Origin of the sequence: Pseudomonas asgharzadehiana, from assembly GCF_019139815.1 — a bacterium.
GTDB classification, from domain to species: Bacteria; Pseudomonadota; Gammaproteobacteria; order Pseudomonadales; family Pseudomonadaceae; genus Aquipseudomonas; species Aquipseudomonas asgharzadehiana.
On record NZ_CP077079.1, the window covers coordinates 3,569,654 to 3,595,860 of the forward strand.

Consider the following 26,207-nt stretch of genomic DNA (forward strand, 5'->3'; position numbering starts at 1 on the left):
GAACGACTATGTATCTGGTGTGTGGTGAAGCGCTGTTTGATTTCTTCAGCGAGGAGGACGCCAGCGGGCTGGCATCCAAGCTCAATTACAAGGCGATTGCCGGCGGCTCGCCGTTCAACGTGGCGGTGGGCCTGCGCCGCCTGGGCATCGAGGCCGGATTTTTCGCCGGTATCTCCAACGATTACCTGGGGCGTCGGCTGTTGCAGGTGCTCAAGGACGAAGGGGTGAGCGAGCAGTTCCTGGTGGAGTTCGTCGCGCCGACCACCCTGGCGATGGTCGCCGTGGGCGCCAATGGTTCGCCGCAATACAGCTTTCGCGGCGAAGGCTGCGCCGACCGGCAACTGCAAGTGGCGCATCTGCCCACGCTGGGCGATGACGTTCGCGGTGTGCATATCGGCTCGTTCTCGCTGGTGGTGCAGCCGATCGGCGATACGCTGCTCAACCTGGTCAAGCGTGAAAGCGGCAAGCGCCTGATCAGCCTCGACCCCAATGTGCGGCTCAACCCGCAACCGGACATCCAGCGGTGGCGCGACCGCGTCGCGGAACTGGTCCAGCATGCCGACCTGATCAAAGTCAGCGACGAAGACTTGCACCTGCTCTACCCCGGCCAGGCGCCGGAAAGCGTGCTGCAAGGCTGGCTGCAGCACCGTTGCCAATTGGTGTTCCTGACCCGTGGCGGCGATGGCGCCAGCGTGTTCAGCCGCCAGCATGGCAACTGGTCCGCACCGGCGGTCAAGGTGCAGATGGCGGATACGGTGGGCGCCGGGGATACCTTCCAGGCCGCGTTGATTGCCTGGCTGACCGAGCAACGGTTGGATTCGGTAGAGGGTCTGCAACAGCTCACGCGCGCGCAGATCGACGCCATGCTGGGCTTCGCCATCCGTGCCGCGGCCTTGACCTGCACCAAGACCGGGCCGGACTTGCCGTACCGCCGACAGTTGGGCTGAACGCCGCGTTTGATGAAGGTTTTGTCAGGCTCGCCATCATTAATCGATGGTTAATCGCGCAAGTCGACAGTGAAGTCGAACCCACTTGCGGAGCACTGCCATGAAATTGCGCACTTTGATGCTCGCCGGCGCCCTGGCGCTGGCGGCAACCTGCGGCCTGGCCCAGGCCGACGATCAGAAACCGGTGCCGTACCAGTACGGCATGCCGATGAATATCAAGCATGTAATTGCCATGAACGAAACGCCGACAGACGAATGCAAGGTCATCGATGCCGATATCAAGTTCGTGGACAAGGCCGGGAAAATCGAAGATGTGGGTTATCGAAAACTGTCCGAGGCGTGCAGCTTGCAGAATTGAGAGCTCGTGCAAAACACTGGGCCCGGCATATGCCAGGCCCATCGGGTCGCACGGTCAACTCACGAGTAGTAAGCGCGCCCTCCTGCTCGTTGCAGGACTGGCGTGTGCGTTTGTTTAAGGTCTTCACGCAACCCGGTAATCAGGTTGCAAATGGCTCGACTGCTGTCGAGTTTGTCCGCGTTGATACCCTTGACTTCCAAATCCACCCGGTCACGGTCGCGGTCGTCATAAACTTTGATCGTCAGCGAAGCATCTTCGGCTTTGGTGCATTCGCACCGTTTGGGCAGGAAACTTCCTTCAATAATGCTGCGTAGTTCCAGTTCCGAAAGCATGGTCAACCTCTCCTTTTTTTGAGACTGCCAACAGATTTTCATGTGCCTGACAGGCGCGTGCCTGCGCCGTCTTACCGACCTTGGAAGACACCTTCAACACCCAAGCGTACTCGGCAAAACCGCCTTGTGTTGTAACTTTTCCTCATAAGCAACCCAGTGTTTTATAGACACTAAATTTGAACTTAACAGCGCCGTTTAAAACATCGGCGAACGGCGTCGATTAAACGTTTAATCCAGCGCTTGCGGTTAAACAGCTGCGCGGGCCGCCACTCTTTCAGCAACATGTCGCAAACTATCGAAGTTGATATTCGCCCCGGAATTAACCGCCACCAGGGTCTGTTCGCGCACGCCGCGTTCAGCCACATATTTGCGGATGCCCGCCACCGCCAGTGCACCGGAAGGTTCGGTGATAGAGCGGGTATCGTCGTAGATCAGCTTGATGGCGCTGCACAGTTCGTCGTTGCTCACGGTGATGACCTCATCCACCCAGTGCCGGCAGATCTCAAAGCCATGGGCGCCGATCTGCGCGACCGCCGTGCCATCGGCAAAACCGTCGACACCGGGCAACACCACGCGCTCCCCGGCGCGCAGCGCAGCCAGCAGGCAACTGGAGCCTTCGGATTCGACGCCGACGATGCGCACTTCAGGGCGCAGGTATTTGACATACGCCGCAATCCCGGCGATCAGGCCGCCCCCGCCCACCGGCACGAAGATCGCGTCCAGCGCACCTTGCTGCTGGCGCAGGATTTCCATGGCCACGGTGCCTTGGCCGGCGATGACGTCCGGGTCGTCGAACGGCGAAACGAAGGTGCAGCCCGATGTATCGGCCAACTGCAGCGCATGGGCCAAGGCAAACGGAAAGCTCTCACCATGCAACACCGCGTCGGCCCCTCGGGAGCGCACGCCCAGCACTTTGAGTTCCGGCGTGCTGCACGGCATGACGATGCGCGCGCGAATCCCCAACTCTCGCGCCGCCAGCGCCACGCCTTGCGCATGATTACCCGCCGACGCCGTTACCACGCCCCGGGCCTTTTGCTCGGCGGTGAGTTGCATCAACTTGTTGTAGGCGCCACGGATCTTGAAGGAGAACGTCGGTTGCAGGTCTTCGCGCTTGAGCAGCACCTTGTTACCAAGCAACACCGACAACGCCGGTGCCGCTTGCAGCGGCGTGCGCACCGCCAGGTCGTAGACCGGGGCGGCGAGGATCTTTTTTACGTAATGTTCAAGCAGTCCCGTGTCGTGGGGTTGGGCGCTCATCGGTGTCTCCTGGCTGTGTACAGAGCCCTGGAGACGGAAAAACAAAACCCGCCTCTAGGGCGGGTTTGGGTACAGCCGAGCGCTATCCCGCCAAATAAGGAATGGCGGTAATAATGCTCGGCTGGCTGCGGAAGGCTTGAAATGTCATGTCACGAAATTAACCGGCGGCGACGCGGCAAGTCAATGGCAAACCGCCATTTAGCGGCGCGGGGTTTACGGAGAGCATACGAAACATATACGCTTTGTATATTCCATTATCACAGTGAACCCCATGGGCATCGTCAAGATCACCGACCAATTACACGAACAACTGCGCCTGGCCAGCGCCGCGATGGACCGTTCCATCAACGCCCAGGCCGAGTTCTGGATCAAGATCGGCCTGCTCGCCGAACTCAATCCCCACCTGCCCTACAACGAACTGATCAACAAACTGTTGCTCGATAAACCCGACTTGATCCGGGGGCGCAGTTGATGATCAAGACGCCCGCACAACTGGCAATCATGCGCGAATCCGGGCGCCTGCTGGCCCAGGTCTTTACGATGCTCGACGGTTTTGTCGCCGCCGGCCGTTCCACCCTTGAGCTGGACGCTGCTGTCGAAGCCTTTATCCGCAACGAGTTGAAAGCCCGCCCGGCCAGCCTCGGGCAATATGACTACCCGTTCTGCATCAACACTTCGATCAACGAGGTGGTGTGCCACGGCATGCCCAGCGCCAAGGACATCCTCAAGGACGGCGACATCATCAACATCGACATCACCCTGGAAAAAGGCGGCTACATCGCCGACTCCAGCAAGATGTACATGGTCGGCAATGTCGCCCCCAAGGCCAGGCGCCTGGTCGAGATGACGTTTGAAACGATGTGGGCCGGTATCCGCCAGGTCAAGCCCGGCGCGCGGTTGGGCGACATCGGCCATGCGATCCAGAGCCACGCCCAGGCCAACGGCTACAGCGTGGTGCGTGAATACTGCGGCCATGGCATCGGCAAACAGATGCATGAAGAGCCGCAGGTCCTGCACTTCGGCCGCCCCGGCACCGGGCTCGTACTGCGCGAAGGCATGGTGTTTACCGTAGAGCCCATGCTCAACCAGGGCGGCGCCAAAACACGCAGCCTCAAGGACGGCTGGACGGTGGTGACCCAGGACAACAGCCTGTCGGCGCAGTGGGAACATACCGTGGCGGTGACGGCAGACGGGTTTGAGGTGTTGACCCTGCAACGGGGCTGACGCATGCCCGGCGCCCCGCCCCGGCATCACCAGGTCGGGGCACCGTCAAGCGTGTGGAGTCAGCCTTTTTCTAGGTGACGCAGGCGGTCCTGAAGCTTGATACGCTCGGTGGTTACCCGCTCCGGGTAACAGCGCATGAACATATTGGTAAAGTGCGTGCCGTAATGAATGCGCTCACCGTTGAGCGGATCCAACAAGGGCCGGGCCGAAGCGTTGAAAGCGGGCTCGTGAAAATAGGCCATGGCGAAGCGTTCGCGGGTGTTGAGCGTTACCTTGTGCGGCGTCGATAGCAGATAACCGTGGGTCATGAACTGCAAAATATCACCGGGAAATACGGTGAATACGCGTGGCACCGGTTTGACGAATGTCCAGGGTTCGTCATTTTCGAATAACCCCGCGGTACTTTCGCCAGGCAGCCAGTTGCGCTTGCGCTGCTCGCCTTCGACCGGGGGGCGAATGTATAAACCACCCACCTCATCCTGTGTCGCAATGACCAACATGCCATAGTCGGTATGGGCGCCAATCCCACGGTGGGTATGTGCCGAGCTGGCAGGGAAGCGCAGCACGCGCATATGATGCCAGCCATCCCGACTCAGGGCTGTTAACGCGTTTATCTCCAATTCCAGGCCCAGCGCCACCAACTTGAGCAACTTCTCGCCGGTCACATCCAGTTCCGCCAGTAACGCTTTCATGCTGTCGCGGTACTCGTCGTTGGGCCACGGCACAGGACCGTGGCACGGCCAGCCGTCCTTGACGCGTTGATCATCCAGCGGCAGGTCTTTGCAGAGGGTGAAGATTTCCGATTGATCCTGCTCACCGGCGGTGACCTCTTCGCCAGAGGCGACATACCCGGCATAGGTCAGTTCGCTGACCCAGCGCGACTTGTCTTGTCTGGGCTGCTTGAAAAAAGCCTTGCTGGCGGCCATGGCCCTCTGGACCTTCTGGTCCTGTTCGTCATGGGTGCCGACCTGGAAAATACCGTCAGTGCGCCATGCCTCAATGAGCTTGCGGCCCAGTTGGTGATCGGCGTGGCTGCCGGTTACGGCTTCAGGCAGGGTGAAGGTGGTTAACTCAGTCATGTCGTGTCTCCTTAAATCCATTAAAGAGACGTGCATTCACGGATGTGACGCTGAACTGCTCCATCAACGGAACTGCTCCAGGCCCGGCATTGCAGGCCTGGATCATGTACGTCGTGTATGTTCCCGTGCGGGAACAGTCCTTATAGACCCCGGCAGCGGGCCTGAAAATAACCAGCTGTCGACTTTACTCGGGGCGCGTCAATGGCCCGATAACTGGGGACAGCGGCAGGCCTCCCTGCCCACACGATGATTTGAACCAGGCGCTGCGGGGCGGCAACCGATGGATCAGGCCACTTGCCTGATCCCCGCCTTGGCCTCCAACTCACGCACCAGCGGCAGCACGCGCTTGCCGAAGTACTCCACTTCTTCCTGAAAATGCAGGAACCCCGCCAGCACCAAGTCCACGCCCACCGCCTTGAGCGCAACGATGCGTTCGGCGATCTGCTGCGGGGTGCCGATCAGGTTGGTCTTGAAGCCGTCGTTGTACTGCACCAGGTCTTCAAAGCTCGATTTGGCCCAATTGCCCTCGCCTTCAGGTGAAGCCTTGCCGGCCTGTTTAGCCGCGTCGCCAAAGGCGTTGACCGCTTCCGGGTCGGCCTTGTCGATGATCTCGGCCAGCACGGCGCGGGCTTCTTCTTCGGTGTCGCGGGCGATCACAAAGGCATTCACGCCGACTTTGACCGAATGGTTATTCGCCGCCGCCTTGGCGCGAATATCGTCGACCTGGGCCTTGATGCCCTCCGGCGTGTTGCCGTTGGTGAAGTACCAGTCCGAAACGCGTGCCGCCATGTCCCGCGCGGCCCGTGAGCTGCCGCCCTGGAACACTTCCGGCCGGCCCAGGGGTTTGGGCTTGAGGGTGTAGTTGTTGAAGCGGTAGAAGTCGCCCTTGAAGGTGAAATCGTCCTGGGTCCAGATGCCTTTGAGGGCGCGGATGAATTCTTCGGAGCGGCGATACCGCTCATCGTGTTCCAACCAGTGTTCGCCGATGGCCTGGAATTCGCCCTTGAACCAGCCGCTGACGATATTCACGGCGATGCGGCCGTTGGTGAGCTGGTCGATGGTCGCCAGTTGCTTGGCCGCCAGCGCCGGTTGCCAGGGGCCCGGCAGGATCGCGGCGATCACTTTAAGCGTGGTGGTCGCGGCCAGCAGCGCGTGACTGAACGCCACCGACTCATGCTGGTTGTCGGCACCGTAGCCGGCGGTGAACCGGATCTGGGTCAGGCCATATTCAAAGCCGGCGGCTTCGGCCAGTTGCGCCAGTTTGCGGTTGTAGTCGATGCCCCAGTGGGTGCGTTGCTCGATCTTGCTGACCACCAGCCCACCGCTGACGTTGGGCACCCAATAGGCAAATTTCACGGCTTGCTGACTCATCGAACGCTACCTCATGTACAGGGATGTACCCAGCACTTGAGCAGCAAGCGTGCCAGCCATGGGCAAACGCCCGTGCCATGGGCGCTGCGGCGAAAAAACCGCCCCTGGCGCAGGTAAAGGTCAATGTCAGGGATCGGGCCGGTTTGTCGAATCGCTGTTGCTGCAGCAACAGCAAGCGCATTGAACCCCCTGTAAACATTGGCCCTGGTACCCGGCACGGACTGTGCAACCCCCCCTGTACATTCACCCTTGCCCCCGGAGCCTTGCCCATGACCGAACACCACGTCATCAACCCGCTGTCCATCGGCGTCGACTACCCCACGCTGGCCGCGCGTTTCCGGCCGATCTTCCAGCGCATCGCCGACGGCGCGGTGCAGCGCGAACTCAGCCGCACCCTGCCCCATGAGCCGATCCAATGGCTCAAGCAAGCCGGTTTCGGCGCGGTGCGCGTGCCGGTGGAATACGGCGGCGGCGGCGCGTCCCTGCCGCAACTGTTCCAGTTGCTGATCGAACTGGCCGAGGCCGACTCCAACGTGCCCCAGGCCCTGCGCGGGCATTTTGCTTTTGCCGAGGACCGCCTGAATGCACCGCCGAGCGCCGGGCGTGACCTGTGGTTCAAGCGCTTTGTCGAGGGCGACATCGTCGGCTGCGCCTGGACCGAAATCGGCAACGTGGCCATCGGCGACGTGGTGACTCAGGTCAGCCCCGACGGCGATCAGTGGAAGCTCAACGGTGAAAAGTTCTACAGCACCGGCAGCATTTTCGCCGATTGGATCGACGTGTACGCCCAACGCAGCGACACCGGCGCCGACGTGATTGCCGCCACCCGCGCGCGTCAGCCTGGGGTGGTACACAGCGACGACTGGGACGGGTTTGGCCAGCGCACCACCGGCAGCGGCACGTCGCGCTTTACCGATGCGGTGGTAGAGGCGGATAACGTGATCGATTTTGCCACCCGCTTCAAATACCAGACCGCGTTTTACCAGTTGGTGCTGCTGGCCAGCCTGGCCGGCATCGGCCGCGCGGCGTTGCGCGATGTGGCCCATCAAGTGCGCAGCCGCAAGCGCATCTACAGCCACGGCAATGCGCCGCATGTAAGCCAGGATGCACAGGTGCAACAGGTGGTGGGCGAAGTGGCGGCGCTGGTGTACGCCGCCGAGGCCAGTGCGTTGCGGGCGACGCTACCGGCCCAACAGGCCTACGTGGCGCGGTTTGGCGGCGACGATGCCGCAGAGCGCGAAGCCAATGTGGCGGCCGAGATTGAATCGGCGACGGCGCAGGGGGTGGTGTCGGACTTGATCCAGCGCGCCACCAGCCAGTTGTTCAATGCGCTGGGGGCGTCGGATGTCCGCCAGGGCAAGGCGCTCGACCGGCATTGGCGCAACGCGCGTACCGTGTCGTCGCACAACCCGGTGATCTACAAGGCGCGCATTGTCGGCGATTGGGTGATCAATGGGACCGAGCCGCCGTTTGTATGGCAGATCGGCAATGGCCCGGGCAAAGACTGAACAGGTGGGGCTTGCTCCCTCCCACATTGGCGGTATTTCAAGGCTGGGATTTCAGGTTTGGACCGCGAACGGCTCAAAACGCGAGTTTGTACCCGACCGCCATCAACATGACCGCCAGGCACGGGCGCAATACGCCGTCCGGGATTTTGCCGGTCATGTGGCTGCCGATGTAGATGCCCGGCAGCGAGCCCATCAACAGAAAGCCCAACAGTTGCCAGTCCATATTGCCCATGCCCGCATGGCCAAGGCCCGCCACCAGGGTCAAGGGCACGGCGTGGGCGATTTCGGTGCCCACCAGGCGGCGCGTGGCCAGGAACGGATAGAGGATAAACAGCGCCACGGTGCCGAGGGCGCCGGCGCCGATGGAGGTCAGGGCGACCATGGTGCCGAGGATGGCGCCGGTGAGCACCGTCAGCGCGTTCAGGTTGCGCGGGTTCATATGGTAGCTGTCGCCCGCATGCCGCTGGGCAAAGGCCAACAGGGTTTTCTTGAACAGGATCGCCAGGGCGGTCAACAGCAGCACCACGCCGAGGGCCTGCTTGATCACCGCGTTCATCGCGCTGGGGTCGGTATGCAGGCTGGCGAGGAACCACAGGGTCAGCAGCACCGCAGGCACACTGCCGAGGGTCAGCCAGCCGGTGATGGTCCAGTCGATGTTCTTGTTCTTGCTATGCACCAGCACGCCACCGGACTTGGTGATCGCGGCGTACAACAGGTCGGTGCCCACGGCGGTGGCCGGGTTGATGCCGAACCACAGCAGAATCGGGGTCATCAGCGAGCCCCCGCCGACACCGGTCATGCCGACGATAAAACCTACGATCAGGCCGGCGATCACAAAACCAAAATTACCCACTTCCATTAACGCTACCCGCGGCCTTATAAAATTCTGGCGGCAGGATAGCGATTTTTCTTATAACGACTTATACCAATATGATCTGACTTTATGCCTTTTACGTCAGTCGATGGCAGCACTAGGCTTGAGTCTGGTAGGGAAAAGCCGCTTTGGACGTAAGTGCCGGCCTGAGCGGATGCGTGCATAGCGGTCATGGCCAATCTCTCTTCGGACAAAACGGGGGCACAGTGCGCGCCTTCGCGCAGCGGTTTTCTAATCGGCTGCCGTCGGCAACCACACCCGGAACCGTGCACCGCCCAGCGGTGACGCCAGCGCGGTCAAGGTCCCGCCCTGGGCTTGCAGGGCACGGCGGCTGATGGCCAGGCCCAGGCCAAACCCGCCGGTGCTGCGGTCGCGACTGCGGTCGAGACGGTAGAACGGTTCGAAGATACGCTCGCGCTGGTCCAGCGGAATGCCGATACCATCGTCATCCACCCAGATCTCACAGCCCTGCGGGCATACCTTGACCCCCACCTGGATACGCGCGTCACAGTAACGCGTGGCGTTGCGCAACAGGTTCTGCAAGGCGCGGGCGGTGAGACGTGGGTCGAGATTGAAGCGCTCCACGGCGCAATCGAGCACCACATCAATGACGATTTCGGGGTTTTCCAGTTCATCGTCGACGCTGCCCAGCACGCTGTCGATAAACTCGTTGAGCACCACATCGACCCGTTCCGGCAGTTGCGCCGGATTTTGCAGGCGGCTGTAAGACAGCAGTTCCAGCACCAGCTCATCCAGCTCACGGATGTGCGCCACCAGACCGTGCAGGCGCTCGCGGCTGGCCTCGGGCAAGTCTTCGGACAGCGCCAGGGCCAGGCCAAAATCCAGGCGTGTCAGCGGGGTGCGCAGTTCGTGGGAAACCGCATTGAGCAAGTCGCGCTGTTGGTTGAGCAGGTGCTCGATGTCGTCGGCCATGGTGTCGAATACCGAGGCCAGGCTGCCGATGCTGGAGTTGGCGGGAATATGCGTGCGTTCAGCCAGGTTGCCCCGGCCCAGTTGCCCGGCGGTGCTTTTCAAGCGTTCCAGGTCTCGCCAGTGCGGGCGCAGCCAAACCAGCAAGCAAGCCAGCAGCGCCGCGCCGATCAGCACGTTGATGGCCCAGTAGAGTACGTTCATGTCCATCGGGTCGGGCGGTATCGTCAGCTTGACCACGAACTGGTCGTTGATCGGCGAGCTGATTTCCTCCATCCAGCCCCACTCCCCCAGGCGCACCACGGGCTTGCCTTGCTCCAGCAGGTGTTCTTCTTCAGGGGTGAAGCTGGCGTCCTGGCGCAACAGCAATTGCACCTTTTGCGGCGCAAACTCGCGGCCCAGTTGTTCGGTGACCTGGGACCAACGCTCCACCGGTGCCCGCAGGTATTGCTTGACGATGAGCGTTTGCTGGCCGCGGGACTGCTCGACGTTGTAGTTCAGGTAACGGTGTTCGAACAGCTGGATCACCAGCTTGGGAATCAGATAGATCGCCGCGCTGTAGGTGACGATGGTGATCAGGTAGAGACGCAGCAGCACTCGAAACATGGCTCAGCATTCCCACTCGGAACGGCTGAACAGGTAGCCCTTGCCCCACACGGTCTTGATTTTGCGCGCCTCGCCCGCATGGTCGTCGAACTTGCGGCGCAGCTTGGAGATGGCCACGTCCACCGAGCGATCGGTACCGTTGAACTCGATGCCACGCAAGCGTTGCAGGATCTGGTCGCGGCTGAGCACTTCACCGGCGTGACGCGCCAGTACCACCAGCAGGTTGTATTCACCGCTGGACAGCTCCACCGCCTGGTCGCGCCAGGTCACGGTGCGTTCCGACAGGTCGATGCACAGGTTGCCCATGATGATCTGGTCGTTGGCCACCTGCGGCTCGGACAGACTGCTGCGGCGCAGCAAGGTACGGACGCGGGCAAGCAGTACACGGGGCTCGCAGGGTTTGGTCACGTAGTCGTCGGCGCCCATCTCCAGGCCCAGCACCTGGTCGTGGCTGTCATCGCGGGCGGTGAGCATCAGGATCGGCAGGCCGGCCGAATCGTCGCGCAACAGACGGCACACTTGCAGGCCGTCCAGTCCCGGCAGCATCAGGTCGAGGATCACCAGGTCCGGCGGGTTGAGGCGGGCACGTTCACGTACCTGGTCACCCCGACTGAGCACACTGACGTGGTAGCCATTGCGCTCCAGGTAGCTGGCAATCAGCTCGGAGAGTGCGGCGTCGTCTTCCACCAGGAGGATGTTGGGCATTAAGGTGTTCCATGAAATACAGTTATGAGTAGTGCATAAACCCCCTCCCACAGGGGGTCTTTGGTGTTTACGCGATTTTGTAAGGATATACGTCCCGGGCGGACGATAGGTGCCGCCTTACATTTCTTCACACACGAGCTACACAGCTTCACAGCACCACGGCGCAGGTGCCCTTAGGATGCGCCAGTCATTATTGGGATAAGAGCATGTCGAAGAATCTGTTGGCGCCGTTTGGCCTGTTGGCCCTCACGCTGGCGCTGAGCGCGTGTGGCCCGTCCACCGAGCAAACGCCGCAAGTGCCCCTGGCCAAGGTGCGGGTCGAGACCCTGCAAGCCAAACCGCTGTCCATCACCAGTGAACTGAGTGGGCGCATCGCCGCGCCGCGCATCGCCCAAGTGCGCGCACGGGTGGCCGGGGTGGTGATGCAACGGGTGTTCAAGGAAGGCCACGATGTGAAACAGGGCGACGTGCTGTTTCGCATTGACCCGGCGCCCTTCAAGGCGGACCTGGACAGCGCGCTGGCCAACCTGAGCAAGGCCCAGGCCAATGCATTCCAGGCGCGCCTGCAGGAGCAGCGCTACAGCCAGTTGGTGGAAGGCAACGCGATCAGCGGCCAGGACTACGACAACGCGCGCGCCAACCTGCGCCAGACCAACGCCGAAGTCGCCGCCAATAAAGCCGCCGTCGAGCGCGCCAGGTTGAACCTGGGCTACGCCACGGTCACCGCGCCGATTTCCGGGCGCATCGGCCGCGCGCTGGTGACCGAAGGCGCGCTGGTCGGACAGAACGAAGCCACACCGTTGGCGATCATCCAGCAACTGGACCCGATCCACGCCGACCTCACCCAGTCCACCCGCGAGCTGAATGACCTGCGCCGCGCCTTCCGTGCCGGCAGCTTGAAGCAGGTGGGCCAGGATCAGGCCAAGGCCACCTTGATCCAGGACGATGGCAGCCTGTATCCATTGCCGGGCAAATTGCTGTTCGCCGAGATCAGCGTCGACCCCGGCACCGGGCAGATCATCCTGCGCAGCGAGTTCCCCAACCCGGACCTGGACCTGTTGCCCGGCAGTTTCGTGCGCGTGCGCCTGGAGCAAGCGGTCGACAAGCAAGGCCTCAGCGTGCCGCAACGTGCCATTACGCGTGACAGCGCCGGCATCCCGATGGTGCTGCTACTGGACGCCGAGCAGACCGTCAGCCTGCAACCGGTCGAACTGGGCCCGGTGATCAATGATCGCTGGGTGGTCAGCCATGGCCTCAAGGCCGGTGACCGCATCGTCGTCGAAGGCCTGCAACACGCGCGCCCCGGTGACAAAGTCGAAGTGGACGACAGCCCCGCCTCCGGCCAGCCCGTAAAGGAATAACCCGCCATGCCGCAGTTCTTTATTGACCGCCCGGTCTTCGCCTGGGTGGTTGCCCTGTTTATCCTGCTGGCCGGCTTCCTCGCCATTCCGCAGTTGCCTGTGGCGCAATACCCCGACGTCGCGCCGCCGAAAGTGGAAGTTTACGCGGTGTACCCCGGCGCGTCGGCGCAGACCCTGGATGAAAGCGTGGTGAGTCTGATCGAGCAGGAGCTCAACGGTGCCGATCACTTGCTGTATTTCGAATCCCAGAGCAGCCTCGGCTCGGCCACCATCACCGCGACGTTCCAGCCGGGCACCAACCCGGAAATGGCCCAGGTGGACGTGCAAAACCGCCTCAAAGCGGTGGAGCCGCGCCTGCCCCAGGCCGTGACCCAGCAAGGCTTGCAGGTGGAAAAAGTCTCCGCCGGTTTCCTGCTGCTGGTGACCCTCACCTCCAACGACGGCAAGCTCGACGACGTGGCGCTCAGCGATTACCTGGCGCGTAACGTGATGAACGAACTCAAGCGCCTGGACGGTGTGGGCAAGGCCCAGTTGTATGGCGCCGAACGTGCCATGCGCATCTGGATCGACCCGCAGAAACTGATCGGTTTCAACCTGACCCCGGCCGATGTCAACGCCGCGATCAGTGCGCAAAACGCCCAGGTGTCGGCGGGCAGCATCGGTGACTTGCCGGGCCCCCAGACCCAGGAAATCACCGCCGCGATCCTGGTCAAGGGGCAACTGTCGACGCCGGCGGAATTCGCCGACATCGTACTCAAGGCCAACCCGGACGGCTCCACGGTGCGTATCGGCGATGTGGCGCGGGTGGAAATCGGCAGCCAGGAATACCAGTTCTCCACGCGCCTGAACGGCAAGCCGTCCACCGCCGTCAGCGTACAACTGGCGCCGGGGGCCAACGCGCTGAACACGGCGACCCTGGTGCGCGCGAAGATGGATGAGCTGTCGCGCTATTTCCCGGCCAATGTGGAATACAAGATCCCGTACGACACCTCGCCGTTCGTCAAAGTCTCGATCACCAAGGTGGTCTACACCTTGCTTGAGGCCATGGCGCTGGTGTTTGCGGTGATGTTCCTGTTCCTGCAGAACGTGCGCTACACCTTGATCCCCACCCTGGTGGTGCCGATTGCGCTGATGGGCACCTTCGCCACCCTGCTGTTGCTGGGCTTCTCGATCAACGTGCTGACCATGTTCGGCATGGTGCTGGCCATCGGCATTCTGGTGGACGATGCGATTGTGGTGGTAGAGAACGTCGAGCGCATCATGGCGACCGAGGGCCTGTCGCCCAAGGACGCCACGCGCAAAGCCATGGGCCAGATCACCGGCGCCATCATCGGGATTACCCTGGTGCTGGTGGCGGTGTTTTTGCCGATGGCGTTCATGCCGGGTTCGGTGGGGGTGATCTACCAGCAGTTCTCACTGTCGATGGCTACCTCGATCCTGTTCTCGGCGTTCCTCGCCCTGACCCTCACGCCGGCCCTGTGCGCCACCTTGCTCAAGCCCATCGCCCAGGGCGAGCACCATGCCAAGGGCGGTTTCTTCGGCTGGTTCAACCAGCGCTTCGAGCAACTGACCAACCGTTACGAAGGCTGGGTGGCCTATGCGCTCAAACGCAGCGGCCGTTACCTGCTGATCTATCTGGTGCTGCTGGCAGGGCTGGGCTGGTTGTTCACGCGCCTGCCCGCCTCGTTCCTGCCGGTGGAAGACCAGGGCTACACCATCACCGATATCCAGTTGCCGCCGGGCGCGAGCAAGAACCGCACGGTGCAGGTCGCCGAGCAGATCGAAGCGCACAACGCGGGTGAGCCGGGGGTGGGCGATACCACCATGATCATGGGCTTCAGTTTCTCCGGCTCGGGGCAAAACGCCGCGCTGGCGTTTACCACGCTCAAGGACTGGTCGCAACGCGGCAGCGACGATTCCGCGGCGGCCATTGCCGAGCGCGCCAACATGGCCTTCAGCGAACTCAAGGACGCGATGGCCTACGCGGTGCTGCCGCCGCCGGTGGACGGCCTGGGCACCTCCAGCGGGTTTGAATTTCGCCTGCAGGATCGCGGCGGCGTCGGCCATGCGGCCTTGATGGCGGCGCGTACCGAGTTACTGGCAGCCGCCGCGAAGAGCCCAGTGCTGGCCAATGTGCGCGAAAGCGCGCTGGCCGAAGCGCCGCAGGTGCAGCTGGAAGTGGACCGCAAGCAAGCCAACGCACTGGGTGTGTCGTTCGCAGACGTGGGCAGCGTGCTGTCTTCGGCGGTTGGCTCGGCCTATGTCAATGACTTCCCCAACCAGGGTCGCATGCAGCGCGTGGTGGTGCAGGCCGAAGGCGATCAGCGCAGCCAGGTGGCGGACTTGATGAAGATCAACGTGCGCAACAAGGCCGGCAACATGGTGCCGCTGTCGGCGTTCGTCAAAGCCAAATGGACCCAGGGCCCGGCGCAGTTGACCCGTTACAACGGTTACCCGGCGATTGCCATCAGTGGTGAAGCCGCCCCCGGACACAGCACCGGTGAGGCGATGGAAGAGATTCAGCGCCTGGTCGGCCAACTGCCGGCCGGCCTGGGCCAGGAATGGACCGGCCTGTCGCTGCAGGAGCGTTTGTCGGGTGCCCAGGCGCCGTTGCTGCTGGGGCTGTCGCTGCTGATTGTGTTCCTGTGCCTGGCCGCGCTGTATGAAAGCTGGTCGATCCCGACCTCGGTGCTGCTGGTGGTACCCCTGGGCGTGCTTGGCGCGGTGTTGGCCGTGAGCTTGCGCGGCATGCCCAACGATGTGTTCTTCAAGGTGGGCTTGATTACCATCATCGGGCTGTCGGCCAAGAACGCGATCCTGATCATCGAGTTCGCCAAGGACCTGTATGACCAGGGCGAAGACCTGATCGACGCCACCTTGAAAGCGGCGCGGTTGCGCCTGCGGCCGATCATCATGACCTCACTGGCGTTTATCCTCGGCGTGGTGCCGTTGGCGATTGCCACCGGGGCCAGCTCGGCCAGCCAGCAGGCGATCGGCACCGGCGTGATCGGCGGGATGATCACCGCGACACTGGCGGTGGTGTTTGTGCCGGTGTTCTTTGTGGTGGTGATGAAGCTGGTGCGCAAGCGTCACAAGACAGGCTGACCCGGCGGAACACGATGCAGTTGTGGCGAGGGAGCAAGCGCCCTCGCCACGCGTTATCGGTCACCTTCATCATTGGGTACAACCGTATAAGCTATGGTGCTCTGAACTACCCAGTCGTGAACCACCATGCCCTTGCTCGCCCGCACCCACCCTCGCCTTTCGACCGCCGCCGTGCTCGGCCTTGCCGTGGGTATCCTGGCCCCAGCCGATACGCTGATCAGCAAAATCCTCATCGGCTGGAATGCCGGCGTCTGGACCTACCTGCTGCTGATGTTGTGGCTCACCAGCCGCTCGCGCGCCGACGATGTAAAGCGCATCGCCGAGATCGAGGATGAGAACGCCGGCCTGGTGTTGTTCATGGTGTGCATCGCGGCGATCGCCAGCCTGGCGGCCATCACGCTCAACCTGATAGGCATCAAAGACCTCGACCGCTCCGCACGCCTGCTTCACTACGGTTTCACCGCACTGACGGTAATCGGTTCTTGGCTGCTGATCGGGGTGATCTTCAGCGTGCACTATGCCCGCCTGTTCTACACCTGGGACGGTGACGAACCTGCGCTGCGTTTTGCCGAAGGGTTGCGCACCCCCAACTATTGGGACTTCCTGTACTTCTCGTTCACCATCGGCGTGGCGGTGCAAACGGCCGATGTGGGGGTGGCCACGCGCAGTATGCGCAAGGTAGTGCTGGGGCAGTCGCTGATTGGCTTTTTGTTCAATACGGCGATCCTGGGTTTCTCGATCAATATAGCCGCCGGGCTGTTCAGTTAAAGCTGCATGTTTTTTCGCCGGCAGCGGGCGAACATCATCTTATAAGCAGGGAAACTGTTGAACAGCGCCTACAAAAAAAGCCCTGATCTTTCGATCAGAGCTTTTTGTACAACTTGTTTATTTAGAAGGCATAACGCAGGCCAACGTTCACTGCCGCTTTCTGCTTGATTTTGTCACTGGTACTGGTTTCAACGTCGGCGTGCATTTGCAGATCCTGCGTAAACTTCACCGCCACACCGGCACCATACTTGGTACGCGAGCCCGACAAATCATTGTTAAACGCCTGATTATTGATCAGGACCTTGTTGTTGTCGGCAAACTCGTGGACCACGGCCATACGCAAGTAAGGTTTAATAAGTGTGCCGTCGTCGAGCTGGAACTCATGCCCAACGGTCGCACCGGCCTCGGCTGTCCTTGAGCGGGTACGCTCACCTTCCACTTGCAAACCATTTTTCAGGCTGTATGTTCCGCCCTGAACCACGATGGTCGACAGTCGGCCGTAAGGTTCAATATAGGAACTTTCCCCGAGTGTGATATGACGGCCGAACTCCGCCGACAGACCACCGCCCACATTGCTGTAGTTGCCCTTGGTGGAGGTGTTATCACTGAGGGTTGCCTTGACTTCATTCTGGAACCGGTTGGCTTTGGCAACCGCATCAAAGTAGAAACCGCTTTCTTCATCCATCCAGGTTGCATAAGTACCCAGGAAGTAACTCTTGACCGTACCGGAGGAGCCGCGAACCGGGTTCACGTCGGAATTACTGTGACCACCAAATACACCTACCTTCCATTGGCTATCGCCCAGCGGCATATCGGCACCCAGGGAGAAACCTTGCAAGTTCTGCGTGTAGCCGGTCCCTGAGCTCTGGGATACCTCATATTTGCTGCCGAAACCACGGATCCACAGGCCTGTGCTCTTCGGGGAGTAGCGCAATTCGCCCATCCGCGCGCGCAACGAGCCCTCTTCCGCGGTCATGATGGTCACCGGGGTGTTGAACAATGCCGTCACCACGCGGGCGCTGCGGCTCATGACTCGGGTTTGGGTATCCAGGAACCAGTCATTGCCTTCCTTTTTCAGGTTGTAGGCATAGGCGCCCATGTCAACCGGACCGTCCTTGAGGGCAAAGGCCGCATCACCGCCACCGGTGTGCACAACCTGGGTTTTGACCAATTCGGCACCACTGGCCGACAGCGCCAGGCTGTGATTGCCCGTAGCTTGGCCGGTCACATTGATGAAGTCCGTCTTGCCTTGGTCAAAGTCGGTGCCCATGACGAACGTGCCGTCGCCGGACAGTGTCGAGAGGTTCAGTTGATAAAACTCATTCGGCGCGCCCATGGTCACGGTGCCACCGGCCATGTTAAGCGCACCCACCTGACTGTCACCGGTCATGTTCCAGTTGGAAGCGGCGCCCACGTTCAAGCTGGAGACATTCTGCAATTGGCCTGTCAGCTCGGCGTTGTTCTGCAGGCTCAAATGGACAGTGCTGGTGGCGTCGGCAACCACATTGCCGACCAGATTCCGGCTGTTATCCACATTCATCGTCGCCGTGGCACCGCCAGAAACGCTCAGCAGATTGCCATTGCCGCCCTTCAATGTGGAGCCATTCAACACATCGATGGCTACCACCGGAACTCGGTTTGGCGTACCCCTGACGGAGATAGCCGAACCAATAGCTCCCTCGACCATGGAGTTGTCCAGAACCAGTTTGCCATCTGTTGTATCTGCACGACCGCGGGTGAACGATACCCCATGACCGGCGCCGAGAATGGTGCTTTGGCTGGCTGTCGCCGTGCCCCCGGACAGGGCGAGCCCGAATGCCCCGGTTCCCGTACCCTGCACCACAGTGCCCCGTTCGAAGTGCAACTCGCTGCCGCTGCTGGCTTCCGCGCCGCCAATAGCTCCGCTGATCGTACTGTTGGCGACCTGAACCGATGAACCATTTGACGTACCCAACACACCAAACGCCTGCAAGGCTACGCCGCGACTATTGGTAATCGTACTGTCGTTGATAAAAGCGTTACTGCTTTCAAGACGCACGGCGCCCAGAATAGGGTCGCTCGAAGAAACCTGTGCTGAGTTGATATTGACGGTAGAACCGCGTTCAGCACGAATACTGTTCGCCACGCTGCCACTGTTCATGTTTAACGTGGAGGTTGTCAGGCCAATGTCTGTTGCTGTCGCGCGATTCATATTCAGCGTCGACTGGCCCGACAATTGCCAATCCGTTGACTGCGTAGTGTCATCAATGGTTCTTTGCTCACCGTTACCCACCTGCACCGCCTGTGCCTGACCCTGCAGCGCGGCAAACAAACAGAATGTAACGGTGGGGATTTTCATCATCGCACTCAATGGCTTGAGCTCGAACGTATTCAGTGCCGACATGGTCAATCACTCTTAATATGAGGCCAACAAAATCGGTTCGGCTCGCTACCTGCGAATAGGGCCTTACCTCTGCGGCGCCAGAATAAAAATTAAACGCTTTCTTTTATGTAGGAAAAATCTGCACTCCCACGGTTAAACCGCTGTGAGCGGAGTGATCTATCAAATGCAATATGATCAGAATGTTCCCCCTCCCACGAAAGAAAGGGGGAACCTGCCGCTATCTGACTAACAAGCCCTAAGGACCGACAACTGGAGACAAGTCGCAATAACTCGTCGACAGCGTCGTACGTATGTTGACGGCGGCCTCACCGCGCCCGGTAGTGCCGTCGTCCAACGCCACCGTGACAACCGCCTCCGCGCGCCCGAGGCGAGCTTCTTTAAGAAAACTGAACGGTATATTGAAGGTATGACCGTTGTCCTTGATGACTCTTGTGACAGTCACGCTGTAAGTCTGCTTGCGGTCGTCAATCGGAGTGCCGGTACGAGGTCGGAACAACCGCAGCTCCAGCTTCAATTGTTGACCCTCGGCCATCCTCGTATCCGCCGGCACAAAGATCTGTCCTACAAACGTGTTTGGCGTCGTCAACGGAAGGACCCTTAACGAATCGCAGTTCCATTGTTCAGTTAGCCCTGTTCCCCGGACCCCCAAATATCGAGGCGCTACCAGCGTAGACGTCACGGCGTCTATAACCTCGACCGGTGTATCCGGCGAACGATTGCGGTTATCGGCCGCCGTTGGGACAGGCGTTGATGCAATGAAATAATGGACATTTTTAATGCCGTTCCCTGCCGCAGCTACATAGCTCCAAGGGAATTCCCACCTGACGATTGCGCCTTCTGCTTGAGTGGTAATTTCAAAGGGAGGAGCCACTAAACTGCCGTCGCTCCATACCAGGTGAATCCACATGCCAGGTGCCGGCACGTCAGCGCCGACCCATAACTCAACCTCAGCAGTGACAGGGTTGCCGGCGTGCGCAAATCTCAGCGTGTTGAGCTCAGTCGACCCCTGACCAAAAATCTTCACAGGGAGCAGTCTGGTGTTCGGGCTGCCGGGTGTTCCGGGGTTGTCCGGCCCTGTGACACTGAAATCCACATTGATCGTTGTGGTCGGGCCGTCGATAACCTCACCGTCTCGGCGCAGGTTATATTTCACAGCGGTCGGTTTCGGCCCTTTTGTCGTCCCGTAGTCAGCCAGGGCCAGTGGGGTCAGGAGGGCTTGATTGAGCGTGATGGGGAACTGGGTAACAGGGAACCACTGGCTCGCTGGCTGCCCGCCCCATATGATCTGATATTGGTCTTTGGTCAGGTCGAAGTTTGTGTAGGCTGCAAGGCTTCCCGTAGGGCCTGGGGTAAGGTCGGCAATATTGAGCAAGTTATCAATAAGGTCCGGGGCCTGGTCAATAATGATCGGCTGTAGATTCTCTGGTGCCGGCGCCAACGCTACGGTGAAAGGCCTGGAAGCCACTGATGGCAAGCCGGGCCGGTCCATCCGGTCACTGATTGTATAAATAAGCTTGTATTCACCACTTTGGGTGATAGCACTTGCAGGCAATGTAAAGACGTTACCGGTTTGCAGCATCGGCCGTGGTGGAACGAGCCCTCCAACTTCTTCCGCGTCCAGCGCCGTATCGCCTTTGGTCCAGTAAAAGCGGATGACATCGCCCGGATGCCACTTCCCGCTTTCAATCGCATAAGCGTTGTCGGGAATGCTAAATGGCAGACCGCCCGCCGTGGCGAGGTGAGCAGCCGTAACCGGAGCACCCGCCGGCAATGACCCCGTGTATTGCGGTGCGGGTGGCCGCACCTTATTGCCGATGCTTTCATAGGCAGTATATTGGTCGAACTCCACCTTCACTTCTGGCGAGTACTCCCCCACGTCAGAGGGTCTGTCCACGCTGCCTGGAATGCTCGGGTCCGCAAAGTCGTTAACAAACAATTGATGACGGAGCCGTCTTTTACCATGCGGAAATCCGCCCGAGCCTGCCGGTGCATCAATCACTACAGAAATATTGCCGCCTGCGGTCGCACCGAAAAACTGTACGGGACCAAATATTCTGGTCCAGGCGTCGGGTAGTGAACTGTCCGGGTCTCGCGAGAAAATTTCGATCCAATCACCGTCCTCTGAAAAGTCGCCGGAAGGGCATAACAGCCTCAGGCTGCTAGTCGCCGCCACCCTTGAAACAAGGCCTATGGCAGTATCAATTACATCTTGGACCTCGATAACTTCCAAGGTAGGCGAGCCGCCAATAATTACCGCCTTTGTAGAAATTTTATCTATCATTTCATGTTCTCCATTATCACCGGCATGCTCTGCTCATCGAGCAAATACATACATTCAAAGAGAGTTCGGTTTTTTCATACAAACTACTTGTCAACGCATTTACATACGACACGCATAACACACACAACTCCGGTTACCGCCCGGACGTTCAATACACCGAGGAATACTTTTATTCAGACCCGGTACCCGATGGCCCACAAAAGCCCCCTGCTCCATTCTTGCGGTCAATTGGCACATATTTGGTATCTGAATACCCTATCTCAACACCATTTCGCACCACAGAGTATTTTGCCGACCCTGCGGAATAATCACGTAACGGCTTGATCAGGTTTTCATAGTCCGTTATCTGGAACGTATGAGATGTTTCACCTGCTTGCCATACATGACTCATGGTATGAGCCGTCGAGAGAATGGCATCTTCATTTAGATATCTCCGAAACCCCTGCCATGTCAGCACCACCAGATCCCCTGGCTTCAATACATTCGGCGCCGGATTGACCACCACGTTCACCACCTGCCAAATAGGTGGTTGAGTATCACAATTAAGAAATCTGCTTGAGTGTAGAAACGACTGAGGAAAACTCGGTTTTGAGTAAACAACAGGCGTAATAAGGTTGACCGCAACTATTTGGTCAGGCGACGACTGTTGATTGACGCCATTATCTGTTTGGTAATACACCAACGTTGTCGAATTGCTGCCGGCGGCTTGGATCACCGGCCAGGGAATCGGATTATCAAATTCAACAACCGCCCCTGCTTGATCATTGAGCTTCACGGTATAAGTCGCAACGGGTGCCGCCTGGCCTGGCCAGAAAAGATTTACTTTCTGACCCTCAACCGGTTTATCGAACAACGTGAAGTAAGCTCTCACCGGCCCAACGGAATCGCGGCTATCCAGGACATTGGGAACGTTGGAAACCTGGCCCTGTATGTTAACCAAGGCCAATTGACTGTTCAGCAATGCGGGCGCCAGCGGGTTTTCCTGGCCTGCGATCGTCATGTCCACCGTCACCTGTTTAGGTCGGGAACGCACGCCTTGGCCCGTATCCCCTGCACGGCGAATGTAGTAACGCACCGGTAAGTCAATGATCCGGCGCAGGTTCGCGCCCTTGGCAATTAATACACTCCACGGCACGGGAACCGTGAGAGGCAACGTGTTGACAGGCACGGCAGGAAGCAAGCTACCGTCCCACTCAACCACACACTGGTCATCAGGCATGGCGTTGTCATACTGACGCACCCTGACCGAAACAACAGCGCGTGCATCTGCCCGATTAACCAGCAGATCCGAGTCATACGCCGGCACCTCAGGCATCGACAAATTGGCTGGCGGCGCGGTCAAATCAATTGGTACATAGCCAACTAGCGAATTGCCAGAAGTATTACCGGCGCGGTCCCGTAACTTATAAAATAAATAAAGTATGGGGAAGCCGGCAAACTTCCGAATCTCCGCTACTGGAATATTCACAATCATTGGCCCACTGATGGGGGCAAAGGCTTGCCTGTGAATGTCCAGTCCTGTGGGTGGCGTGTCACTGCCTCTCAAAAAACATAACACGGTGTCTCCCGTCTTGCGATCTAGGTAATCGCCCGGCACTTCCACTTCCACCGACAGTTGGTTGCTTAAGGCGGACTCGGTAATCGGATTAATCAGAAACTTTGCGGGATTCAGGACCTGACCAGCACCCGGTGGATTTTTATCGATAATGATAGTGCGGGTAAATGAAGTCTCGTACACTTGGCTGTCTGAAAACTCGTTTCTGATACGATAAAAAATCTCAACTGTCGCGCTAGTTTGAAAGTAATCTGAAGAAATGAATATTGAGTAAGGAAAATCAGCGTCCGTAATCGGCCCCTTCAACTCCACTGTTAGAAATTCATCACCGGCGGCTCCCTTAACGTCCCAAACGAACGTAATCCAATCACTCGTACCACTAGGAGGCAGCTGCGACCAAGGAGTCGTTATTTGAATCTCCAAGTCCGAAAACAAATATTTTACGGGAAGCAATCCGTCTGGCTGCAAGTTGACAACTTCAAGTGCCGGAAGCGTCGGTGTGTCGTTAGTGTTAATCGCATTACCCGTTGAAGTCGTGTCCATGATTTTCCCGCCGCGTCGGTGAGTCACTATTACGAACTGCGTTAAAACAGAGTGAATACCCAATGCCGCTCTACCGATACTGTCAAAGTTGACAGGTGACGCTGCCGTTCGTCGGGCGAGGGCACCGGCGATTTCCACGTTTTCACGCAAATACACTTGACGTTTTCAGGTTGTTGCGGTTTCCTGAAACCGGTTTCAACGCTTCACAACTTCCAATAAGAAAGGCCTGCCAACGTGACCACTTTTTCTGCCGCCCAGCGCAGCCGTGTGACGATGCTTGATGTGGCCGAGCGCGCCGGCGTATCCAAGGCCAGCGTGTCGCGCTTCATCGGGGATGACCGTGCATTGCTCTCTGACGCCATCGCCCTGCGCATCGAACAGGCCATCAGCGAACTTGGCTACCGCCCCAACCAGATGGCCCGTGGTTTGAAACGCGGGCGCACCCGCCTGATCGGCATGCTCGTGGCCGACATCCGCAACCCCTATTCCATTGCCGTGATGCACGGCGTCGAAACCGCCTGCCGCCAACACGGCTACAGCCTGGTGGTGTGCAACACCGACCGCGATGACGCGCAGGAGTCCCAGCACCTCGCCGCGCTGCGGTCGTACAACATCGAAGGGCTGATCGTGAACACGCTCGGCCACCACCTCGACCAATTGCTGGAACTGCAACGGGAAATGCCGCTGGTGCTGGTGGACCGCAAGGTCGAGCCGCTGCACAGCGACCTGGTGGGGCTGGACAACCCGGCGGCGGTGCGCATGGCGGTGGAACATCTTGAGCAACAAGGTTATCGCGAGGTGTTACTGGTGAGCGAAGCCACCGATGGCACCAGCTCACGCCTGGAGCGCCTGGCCAGCTTCAAGGCTGAAATCGCCGCGCGCCAAGGCTTGAGCGGCGCGGTGTTGGAACTGGATGACGCGCTGCCTATTCATCTGCAGGCTTTTCTCGCAAAACCCGGCGCCAAGGCGTTGTTCTGCGCCAACGGCGTCGCCGCCCTGGCCTGCACCCGCGCGCTCAAAGCCTTGGGCGTTGAGCTGTTTGCCGACGTCGGCCTGATCGCCCTGGATGACCTGGATTGGTACCCGCTGGTGGGCACCGGCATCACCGCCCTCGCCCAGCCCACCGAGGCGATTGGCGCCAGCGCCTTCGCCTGCCTGCTCAAGCGCTTGCGCGGCGACACTGCGCCGACACGCACCCTGGATTTTTTACCGGAGCTGATGATTCGCGGCTCGACTCAGCCCATTTAAATTTTTTGCACAAAAATGAAACCGGTTTCAGAGGTAAACAACAATGCACAAATACCCCGTCTCCATCAGCCTTTCCAGCTACGGCGCCGAGTTGGTTCGCCAGCAAGGCCAGTTGAGTTTTGTCCCGTTGCTCGCCAGCGCCGGTGCCCAGCGCATCGAATGGCGTGAGGAGCTATTGACCGTCGAGCAACCCACTGAGCTGGCCCAGGCTGCGGCCGATCAGGGCCTGGAAGCCGTGTTCTCATCACCGCTGGAGCTGTGGGTGGCCGGCCGTGCCCAGCCGAACGCCGAGCTCGCCGCCACCCTGGATCGCGCCGGGGCCTTCGGCGCGCGCTGGCTGAAAGTCTCCCTGGGTTACTTCACCGACACCAACGACCTGGGCAGCCTGCACGCGTTGCTCAACCGCCACCCGGTGCAGTTGCTGGTGGAAAACGACCAGACCCTGCACGGCGGGCGCATCGAACCGATGCAGCGTTTCTTCAGCGAAGTCGAACGCCTGGGCCTGCCGGTAAAAATGACCTTCGATATCGGCAACTGGCAGTGGCAGGACCAGTCCGCCATCACCGCTGCGCGCCTGTTGGGCCGGCATGTCGACTACCTGCATTGCAAGGCCGTGGCGCGCCGCCCGGACGGCAAGCTGGTGGCGCTGCCGCCCGGCGCCACCGACCTGCATCTGTGGGAACAACTGCTCAAGCACATGGCCCAAGGAATTACCCGCGCGGTGGAATTCCCACTGCAAGGCGACGACCTGGTCGACGTCACCGCGCGACAGGTCGCCACCCTCGCCCGCCTTGGCCAACCCCATGGGGAGAATGCCCATGTCTGAGATCGATATCCTTTCGTTTGGCGAAACCATGGCGATGTTCGTGGCCGAGCAGACCGGCGACCTGGCCCACGTGGCGCAGTTTGATAAACGCATTGCCGGCGCCGACAGCAACGTTGCGATTGGTTTGTCGCGCCTGGGTTTCAAGGTCGCCTGGCTGAGCCGGGTGGGCAATGATTCCCTGGGGCGCTTTGTGGTCGATACGCTCACGCAAGAAGGGCTGGATTGTCGCCACGTGGCCGTCGACCCGCTGCACCCCACGGGTTTTCAGCTCAAGTCCCGCGAAGACGCCGGCGCCGACCCGCAAGTGGAGTACTTTCGCAAAGGCTCCGCCGCCAGCCATTTGTCTGTCGCGGCCATCAGCCCTGCACTGCTGCAAGCGCGCCACCTGCACGCCACCGGCATTCCGCCAGCCTTGTCCGCCGCCACCCAGGAGCTGTCCCGCGAGCTGATGACGCAGATGCGCAAGGCCGGGCGCAGCGTCTCGTTCGACCCCAACCTGCGCCCTTCGCTGTGGGCCAACGAGCAGCAGATGATCCGCGAAATCAACGCCCTCGCCGGCCTGGCCGACTGGGTATTGCCGGGCCTGGGCGAAGGCCGTTTGCTCACGGGTTTTGACGACCCGGCCGACATCGCCGCGTTCTACCTTGACCAGGGCGCCGAAGCCGTGGCCATCAAGCTCGGCGCCGACGGCGCCTACTACCGCACTCACCTCGACCAGGGCTTCGTCGCCGCCGTGCGCGTAGACAAGGTGGTGGACACCGTCGGCGCCGGCGATGGGTTTGCCGTGGGCATGATCAGCGCCCTGCTGGAAAACTCAAGCTTCCCCGAGGCGGTGCGGCGCGGCAATTGGATCGGCAGCCGCGCCGTGCAAAGCCGTGGCGATATGGAAGGCCTGCCGACCCGCGCCGAACTGACCACCCGATCCGTCGCATAACCGATTCCCTGT

General features: G+C 60.1%; 21 protein-coding genes. 11 read left to right on the top strand and 10 right to left on the bottom strand.

Annotation, left to right across the window (positions count from 1 at the left end; all coding sequences use genetic code 11):
- Positions 1-8 precede the first annotated feature (8 nt).
- Complete coding sequence (locus tag KSS96_RS16010) at positions 9-947, top strand: carbohydrate kinase family protein (RefSeq protein ID WP_065878928.1); 939 nt, start codon at positions 9-11, stop codon at positions 945-947.
- Between the two features lie 100 nt (positions 948-1,047).
- Positions 1,048-1,305 (top strand): DUF2790 domain-containing protein, encoded by a 258-nt coding sequence (locus KSS96_RS16015; RefSeq protein WP_017528491.1) that lies wholly within the window; start codon positions 1,048-1,050, stop codon positions 1,303-1,305.
- A 59-nt stretch (positions 1,306-1,364) separates the two neighbouring features.
- On the opposite strand, the gene KSS96_RS16020 is transcribed toward KSS96_RS16015, so the two are convergent.
- Together KSS96_RS16020 and ilvA are read right to left on the bottom strand one after the other, a co-directional pair.
- Positions 1,365-1,637, bottom strand: a complete 273-nt coding sequence (locus tag KSS96_RS16020) for a DUF1652 domain-containing protein (RefSeq protein WP_026067307.1) — start codon at positions 1,635-1,637, stop codon at positions 1,365-1,367.
- A gap of 246 nt (positions 1,638-1,883) precedes the next feature.
- A complete protein-coding gene (gene ilvA, locus KSS96_RS16025; protein WP_017528493.1) occupies positions 1,884-2,894 on the bottom strand; it encodes a threonine ammonia-lyase, biosynthetic in 1,011 nt (336 codons plus the stop codon).
- A 271-nt stretch (positions 2,895-3,165) separates the two neighbouring features.
- Between ilvA and KSS96_RS16030 the strand changes: the two genes are divergently transcribed.
- Positions 3,166-3,366 carry a ParD-like family protein gene (locus KSS96_RS16030; RefSeq protein ID WP_003190946.1) on the top strand — a complete coding sequence of 67 codons (201 nt, stop codon included), beginning with the start codon at positions 3,166-3,168 and terminating at the stop codon, positions 3,364-3,366.
- Entirely contained in the window at positions 3,366-4,118 is a 753-nt protein-coding gene (map, locus tag KSS96_RS16035; protein ID WP_068936593.1) for a type I methionyl aminopeptidase, read from the top strand. The genes KSS96_RS16030 and map overlap by 1 nt, the downstream gene beginning before the upstream one ends.
- Before the next feature lie 59 nt (positions 4,119-4,177).
- Here map and KSS96_RS16040 read toward each other — a convergent pair whose 3' ends face one another.
- Both KSS96_RS16040 and sfnG read right to left on the bottom strand, forming a co-directional pair.
- Complete coding sequence (locus KSS96_RS16040; RefSeq protein WP_217855079.1) at positions 4,178-5,197, bottom strand: 2-oxoglutarate and iron-dependent oxygenase domain-containing protein; 1,020 nt, start codon at positions 5,195-5,197, stop codon at positions 4,178-4,180.
- 285 nt (positions 5,198-5,482) lie between these two features.
- Positions 5,483-6,568: a dimethylsulfone monooxygenase SfnG gene (gene sfnG / locus KSS96_RS16045; protein ID WP_017528496.1), complete on the bottom strand. Its 1,086-nt coding sequence runs from the start codon at positions 6,566-6,568 to the stop codon at positions 5,483-5,485.
- Between the two features lie 269 nt (positions 6,569-6,837).
- Between sfnG and KSS96_RS16050 the strand changes: the two genes are divergently transcribed.
- Entirely contained in the window at positions 6,838-8,076 is a 1,239-nt protein-coding gene (locus KSS96_RS16050; RefSeq protein ID WP_017528497.1) for an acyl-CoA dehydrogenase family protein, read from the top strand.
- A gap of 73 nt (positions 8,077-8,149) precedes the next feature.
- Here KSS96_RS16050 and KSS96_RS16055 read toward each other — a convergent pair whose 3' ends face one another.
- The 3 genes from KSS96_RS16055 to KSS96_RS16065 all read right to left on the bottom strand — a co-directional run bounded on the left by KSS96_RS16055 (position 8,150) and on the right by KSS96_RS16065 (position 11,191).
- Entirely contained in the window at positions 8,150-8,935 is a 786-nt protein-coding gene (locus KSS96_RS16055) for a sulfite exporter TauE/SafE family protein (RefSeq protein ID WP_017528498.1), read from the bottom strand.
- A 246-nt stretch (positions 8,936-9,181) separates the two neighbouring features.
- Positions 9,182-10,486, bottom strand: coding sequence for an ATP-binding protein (locus KSS96_RS16060; RefSeq protein WP_017528499.1), 1,305 nt, complete (start codon positions 10,484-10,486; stop codon positions 9,182-9,184).
- A gap of 3 nt (positions 10,487-10,489) precedes the next feature.
- Positions 10,490-11,191 (bottom strand): response regulator, encoded by a 702-nt coding sequence (locus tag KSS96_RS16065; protein WP_017528500.1) that lies wholly within the window; start codon positions 11,189-11,191, stop codon positions 10,490-10,492.
- Between the two features lie 206 nt (positions 11,192-11,397).
- Here KSS96_RS16065 and KSS96_RS16070 point away from each other — a divergent pair, with 206 nt between their 5' ends.
- The 3 genes from KSS96_RS16070 to KSS96_RS16080 all read left to right on the top strand — a co-directional run bounded on the left by KSS96_RS16070 (position 11,398) and on the right by KSS96_RS16080 (position 16,425).
- On the top strand, positions 11,398-12,552 hold the full coding sequence (locus tag KSS96_RS16070; RefSeq protein ID WP_217855081.1) for an efflux RND transporter periplasmic adaptor subunit: 1,155 nt from the start codon (positions 11,398-11,400) through the stop codon (positions 12,550-12,552).
- A 6-nt stretch (positions 12,553-12,558) separates the two neighbouring features.
- A complete protein-coding gene (locus KSS96_RS16075; RefSeq protein WP_017528502.1) occupies positions 12,559-15,657 on the top strand; it encodes an efflux RND transporter permease subunit in 3,099 nt (1,032 codons plus the stop codon).
- A 126-nt stretch (positions 15,658-15,783) separates the two neighbouring features.
- Entirely contained in the window at positions 15,784-16,425 is a 642-nt protein-coding gene (locus KSS96_RS16080; RefSeq protein WP_065878924.1) for a DUF1345 domain-containing protein, read from the top strand.
- A gap of 121 nt (positions 16,426-16,546) precedes the next feature.
- Here the strand turns inward: KSS96_RS16080 and KSS96_RS16085 are convergent, their stop codons facing one another.
- The 3 genes from KSS96_RS16085 to KSS96_RS16095 form a co-directional block, all read right to left on the bottom strand.
- Positions 16,547-18,808, bottom strand: a complete 2,262-nt coding sequence (locus tag KSS96_RS16085) for an autotransporter outer membrane beta-barrel domain-containing protein (RefSeq protein ID WP_068936597.1) — start codon at positions 18,806-18,808, stop codon at positions 16,547-16,549.
- Positions 18,809-19,043: 235 nt separating this feature from the next.
- Positions 19,044-21,089 carry a hypothetical protein gene (locus KSS96_RS16090; RefSeq protein ID WP_217855083.1) on the bottom strand — a complete coding sequence of 682 codons (2,046 nt, stop codon included), beginning with the start codon at positions 21,087-21,089 and terminating at the stop codon, positions 19,044-19,046.
- A 169-nt stretch (positions 21,090-21,258) separates the two neighbouring features.
- Complete coding sequence (locus KSS96_RS16095) at positions 21,259-23,187, bottom strand: hypothetical protein (RefSeq protein WP_217855085.1); 1,929 nt, start codon at positions 23,185-23,187, stop codon at positions 21,259-21,261.
- 234 nt (positions 23,188-23,421) lie between these two features.
- Here KSS96_RS16095 and KSS96_RS16100 point away from each other — a divergent pair, with 234 nt between their 5' ends.
- Genes KSS96_RS16100 through KSS96_RS16110 form a run of 3 tightly spaced genes read left to right on the top strand, consistent with a single transcriptional unit; the run spans position 23,422 to position 26,195 of the window.
- Entirely contained in the window at positions 23,422-24,435 is a 1,014-nt protein-coding gene (locus KSS96_RS16100; protein WP_068936601.1) for a LacI family DNA-binding transcriptional regulator, read from the top strand.
- A gap of 43 nt (positions 24,436-24,478) precedes the next feature.
- Positions 24,479-25,261 (top strand): sugar phosphate isomerase/epimerase family protein, encoded by a 783-nt coding sequence (locus KSS96_RS16105; protein ID WP_217855087.1) that lies wholly within the window; start codon positions 24,479-24,481, stop codon positions 25,259-25,261.
- The gene (locus KSS96_RS16110) at positions 25,254-26,195 is read left to right on the top strand and encodes a sugar kinase (protein ID WP_017528509.1); all 942 of its coding nucleotides are present in this window, start codon (positions 25,254-25,256) and stop codon (positions 26,193-26,195) included. The genes KSS96_RS16105 and KSS96_RS16110 overlap by 8 nt, the downstream gene beginning before the upstream one ends.
- Positions 26,196-26,207 lie beyond the last annotated feature (12 nt).